We start from the raw sequence: 371 nt of genomic DNA on the forward strand, positions 1-371 counted from the left end.
CGGCCGCCAGGTCGCCGAGCAGCCGTCCCCCAACTCATGGGCACCCGGCCCGGTCAACCATGGCGGGCCCGCGACCTCGCCCGAGCCTTCGACATCACCGAGGAGACGGGCTTGAACAGCTTCTGCGCCCAAATGTCCACCTGGTCAAGACTCGGCTACCTGACGAAGACCAGCCCAGCGACCTACCAGCTCACATGAGCCAGAAACTGGACAAGCACCCGGAATCCTTAACTTCGAGGCCTTGGCGTTTGACCCGCCAGGAGTTGCGCCTGGCGCGTTTCACCACGCGCGGGAAGCTGCGGTGCCTGCGCTTGGGGTTCAGCGACCGCTTGCGGGTCAGCCTCCCGAGCGTGTGGGCGATCAGGAGCCGC

At 66.6% G+C, this 371-nt stretch carries 1 protein-coding gene and 1 pseudogene; one reads left to right on the forward strand and one right to left on the reverse strand.

What is annotated here, in order from left to right:
* Window positions 1-198, forward strand: a 198-nt coding sequence (locus KGA66_RS29530; RefSeq protein WP_211472946.1) for a hypothetical protein, incomplete at its 5' end; no start/stop codon positions are given.
* Here the strand turns inward: KGA66_RS29530 and KGA66_RS29535 are convergent.
* A pseudogene (locus KGA66_RS29535) lies at window positions 191-371 on the reverse strand (hypothetical protein); the annotation flags it as partial. The gene KGA66_RS29530 and the pseudogene KGA66_RS29535 sit on opposite strands and share 8 nt — an antisense overlap.

Origin of the sequence: Actinocrinis puniceicyclus (assembly GCF_018283645.1) — a bacterium.
Taxonomy (GTDB): Bacteria; Actinomycetota; Actinomycetes; order Streptomycetales; family Catenulisporaceae; genus Actinocrinis; species Actinocrinis puniceicyclus.